The 4313-nt window shown below is 47.5% G+C and carries 4 protein-coding genes; all 4 read right to left on the bottom strand.

Going from position 1 to position 4313, the window contains the following annotated elements; all coding sequences use genetic code 11:
• Positions 1–1336, bottom strand: a 1336-nt coding sequence (gene gnd, locus GXO74_09005) for a decarboxylating NADP(+)-dependent phosphogluconate dehydrogenase (GenBank protein NOZ61807.1), incomplete at its 3' end; no start/stop codon positions are given.
• A gap of 79 nt (positions 1337–1415) precedes the next feature.
• Positions 1416–2249: an SDR family oxidoreductase gene (locus GXO74_09000; protein ID NOZ61806.1), complete on the bottom strand. Its 834-nt coding sequence runs from the start codon at positions 2247–2249 to the stop codon at positions 1416–1418.
• A gap of 97 nt (positions 2250–2346) precedes the next feature.
• Positions 2347–3594, bottom strand: a complete 1248-nt coding sequence (locus GXO74_08995) for a hypothetical protein (protein NOZ61805.1) — start codon at positions 3592–3594, stop codon at positions 2347–2349.
• 11 nt (positions 3595–3605) lie between these two features.
• A partial coding sequence (locus GXO74_08990) for a glucuronate isomerase (GenBank protein NOZ61804.1) occupies positions 3606–4313 on the bottom strand: 708 nt, incomplete at its 5' end.

Below are 4313 nucleotides of genomic sequence, written 5' to 3'. Positions count from 1 at the left end.
GCTGCGCCTGCAGCAGATTTGCCGGCAGCTGTTCACTGCGATAGCTGTCAAAATAGGACAATGCGCTACTCAAAGCTGGAACAGGAATGCCATTCTCCACAGCCGTCGCCACGGCTTTTCGCCACGCTGACTGAGCTTTTTCAATGACATCTCTGAAATAGGGATTCAGTAACAAATTAGGCAAATCAGGCTGACGAACGAAAGCTGCTTTTATTTTATCCAGAAACTGAGCGCGAATGATGCATCCCGCGCGCCAGAGCAGGGCAATGCTGCCAAAATTCAAATTCCAGCCATATTCTTCCGAAGCCGCGCGCATCAACTGAAATCCTTGCGCGTAGGAGCAAATTTTTGCCGCGTAGAGCGCTTGTTCCAGCATTGAAATAAATTCCTCTTTATCGCCCTTAAATTCAGGCCTTGGCCCCGAAAGCTGTTTTGAAGCTTCTACTCGCTCCTCTTTGATCGCGCTCAGCGTCCGCGCGAAAACAGCCTCCGCAATCGTCGGCGCCGGAATGCCCAGATCCAGCGCAACCTGACTGGTCCATTTCCCGGTTCCTTTCTGACCGGCGGTATCAAGAATAACATCGATCATCGGCTTGCCGGTTTCCTCATCTTTTTCACCCATGATGTCTGCGGTGATTTCAATGAGGTAGCTGTTGAGTTCACCCTTATTCCAACGAGAAAAAATTTCCTGCATCTCGTCCGGCTTCATGCCTAGAACTTTTTCCATGATAAAATAAGTCTCACAAATCATCTGCATGTCCGCATACTCGATGCCGTTGTGTACCATTTTCACAAAATGACCGGCACCGCCTTCTCCGATCCATTCGGAACACGGCGTGCCATCCTCCACTTTCGCGGCAATCGCCTGAAAAATGGGTTTTACAGCAGGCCAGGCATCGGGATTTCCGCCGGGCATGATCGAAGGTCCCCACAGCGCACCTTCCTCGCCGCCGCTGACGCCCGTCCCGATGAAAAGAATTTTTTTCTTTTTCAAATCCGCGTATCGCCGCGCAGTGTCAGCAAAATAGGAATTTCCGCCATCGATCAAGATATCTCCCGCATCTAATAGTGGCGTTATTTCTTCGATAACACTGTCCACAGGTTTGCCGGCCGGAACCATCAGCAGAATTTTTCTCGGTTTTTCCAGTTCGTTGACAAATTCCTGCAACGTACTAACAACACTGGCATTTTTACCGGCAAAACGTTCTCTTGTCTGCGCTAATTTTTTCTGGTCAAGATCGTACCCACAAACGGAATAGCCGTTTCTTTCTATATTCAATGCCAGACTTTGTCCCATAACCCCCAGACCTATCACACCCATTACTTTTTTATTCATTATTGCCTCCTCATATTTTTAACAGTTATCAGGTGTGCTCTACCTCAAAAATGGAGTACACCTATTCGAATCAAAAAACTCAAATTCCGCTGTAAGCCGAAAATCCGCCATCAATCGGTATCACCACTCCCGTCACAAAAGCTGCGGCTGAAGACAACAACCACAATGCAGCACCTATCAAGTCTCCGGGTTCTCCAAATCTGCCCATTGGCGTATGCTCGATGATTTTCTTACCGCGCTCTGTCAAATTCCCCCCTTTTTCATCGATGAGCAAATAACGATTTTGCTCCGTCAGGAAAAATCCCGGCGCAATGGCGTTGACACGGATTTCCGGGGAAAATTCCTGCGCCATGTACACTGCCAGCCACTGGGTGAAATTGCTCACTCCGGCCTTGGCTGCGGAATACGCCGGAATGCGCGTCAGTGGGCGGAATGCATTCATCGAAGAAATATTGAGAATCACTCCCTGCTTCTGTTCCGCCATAAATTTCCCGAAGGCCTGACAGGTAATAATCGTCCCTTTCAAATTCAAGTCAACAACAAAATCCAATCCGCTTTCGGGTAAATCAAAAAATGTGCGTTCCGCAGAAGTAGTCGCATCGGGATGATTGCCACCGGCAGCGTTGATCAGCGCATCGATTCCGCCAAACCGTTCTGTAACCTGCTGCGCCGCTTCTTCAAGAGTTTCTTTTTTTAACACATCTCCGTGAACAACCATTGCCTGACCACAAGAAGTATCAAGGCGATGCAATAATTTTTTTGCCAACTCCAGATTTCTGTCAATGATGACAATATTTGCATTGCAGCGATTGAGCGCGCAGGCGATCTCTCCGCCCAGGACGCCTGCACCGCCGGTAATGACCACGGTCCTTCCAGTAAAATCAAAACTATTTTTAAATTCTTCTAACTCCATGAAAAAACCACCTCCCAAAAAAATGTCAACCACCAAGACACGAAGGCACAAAGTTATTTTTTTCTTCGTGCCTTTGAGTCTTCGTGGTTTTATAATATCATTCCAAAAACAGCGGCTTCAAATGATTTTCCAAAATATTGTAAGTCACATTTTTCTCAACCACTTCCCTGTGTTCGTTCAACGCCTGAATGTAAGTTTCGCCCATCTCCGCAGCAATTTTGTAAGCAATATGAATGAGCTGGCGGAAATTGGGATTATATTTCGGATTGTCCGGCTGATGGCGCAGCGTCTCAACAAAAGTCACGCTGTCCCACTTTTCAACTTCAACCGCAGAGGGCAATTTTTCCCGGTCGATGCGAATCACGGTGGCGTAAGGAGCGCTCAATTCATCGATTCTTTCCAAAGCCCGGGCATAAATTTCCCTGGCGATTTCCAGTCCGCTGCCTCCGGCCTCAGCCAGCCCGATGACTTCTTCCAGCCACGTCGTACCAGCAGTTTTCACATGAATTCCGGTATTAAATATTTCAATTCCCTGCCGGATAATTTTGTAAATGGAAAATTTATCGCTGCCGGAATGAACGCTCAATTTCAATGAATCGGGTAAATCGAACTTTTCTTTTGCCCACTCCAGAACTGCTAAATCCAGCTCAAATTCTTCTGCAAAACGATTCACGTCTCCAACATAGTCGATACCTTTGAAAAATTCACCAATGAATTTCGGCGCTACTGTCTGCGCAGGAATTTTTTCTCCCGCAATTGCCGCCAAAATCATCGCCATTTCTTTCGGCGACTGGGGTTCGTCGGTTTCGTCCATGGAAATTTCCACGACAAAATCATCGTCCGATTTTTTTGAGCGCAGATAACGGTAAATCTCACCTGCCTGCTCCACGGCAAAAAGATATTTTTTCGCGATCTCCGTCAATTGATCCGCCGACATTTCGATTTCCTTGTTGAGAAGGGGCAATTGAATCGTTCTGCAAAGATGCTGATTTTTCGCCACAAAATCGGAAACCGATTTTTCATCCGCTTCTTTTCCGATATAATCGGCGACATCGATGGTGAAAAAATTACTGCACGAAATAAAATAGTCGATATTGGACATGTTCACATGATCCGCATCGATGAAATAGTCATCTGTCCAGTTGAGGCTTTTCACTGCTTCGTCGGCTTCTTGCTGCACAGAAACCGGTTCGGTTTTCACATTTTTGTGTTCGCGAAACGATTTATTCCAGACCGGAGTAATGGTCACACCTCTTTTCTTCGCTTCAATCATGGCGCGCAATTGCGCCTTTCCTTCCAGACCAAAACGATCGCCGATACCAAAAGAATATTTTCCTAATTTCATTTTTTCGATCCTCACAATTTGTACGCTTTTTTTACTAAATCGTAAGCTAACGCACGACTAATTTCCACTGCCTCGTCAAAATCGATAATGTGCCGAGCTACCAGCGTTGCCAGAAAATTGCTGTCCACGCGGCGGGACAGATCGTGGCGAGCGGGAATTGACGGAAAAGCGCGCGTGTCATCATTGAAACCGACAGTGTTGTAAAAACCGGCTGTTTCGGTCACGCTCTCCCGGAAACGCTGCATTCCCTGAATGCTGTCGTGGAACCACCACGACGGGCCTAATTTTACCGCAGGATAGTGCCCGGCGAGAGGCGCCAACTCTCGCGAATAAGTGGTCTCGTCCAGCGTGAACAAAATGAGCGTGAGTCTGCTGTCGTTGCCGTATTTGTTGAGTAATTCACGCAAATTTTTTGTGTACTCGGTTTGCACCGGAATGTCGCACCCTTTGTCTTTGCCAAATTTCTGATAAATCACCTGATTGTGATCGCGGAAAGAACCGGGATGAATTTGCATCACCAGCCCGTCCTCGATGCTCATGCGCGCCATTTCCATGAGCATGTGCGCGGTAAAAAGCGCGGCGTCTTCCGAAGTCGCTTTGCCCTGCAAGGCTCTGGCGAAAATAGTCTCGGCTTCAGTACGGCTCAACTCGTGCGTATAGGGAGAAAAAACTCCCTGATCCGTGGAAACAGCGCCCATGGATTTGAAAAATTGCCGCCG

This window comes from Calditrichota bacterium, from assembly GCA_013152715.1.
GTDB lineage: Bacteria > Zhuqueibacterota > Zhuqueibacteria > Thermofontimicrobiales > Thermofontimicrobiaceae > 4484-87.
This window is presented reverse-complemented; position numbering and strand designations above follow the sequence as displayed.

What these genes read in the sequence shown, in the direction of transcription:
- GXO74_09000 (NOZ61806.1), bottom strand. Translation starts at nt 2,249, where the DNA reads ATGGAGTTAGAAGAATTTAAAAATAGTTTTGATTTTACTGGAAGGACC.
- GXO74_08995 (NOZ61805.1), bottom strand. Translation starts at nt 3,594, where the DNA reads ATGAAATTAGGAAAATATTCTTTTGGTATCGGCGATCGTTTTGGTCTG.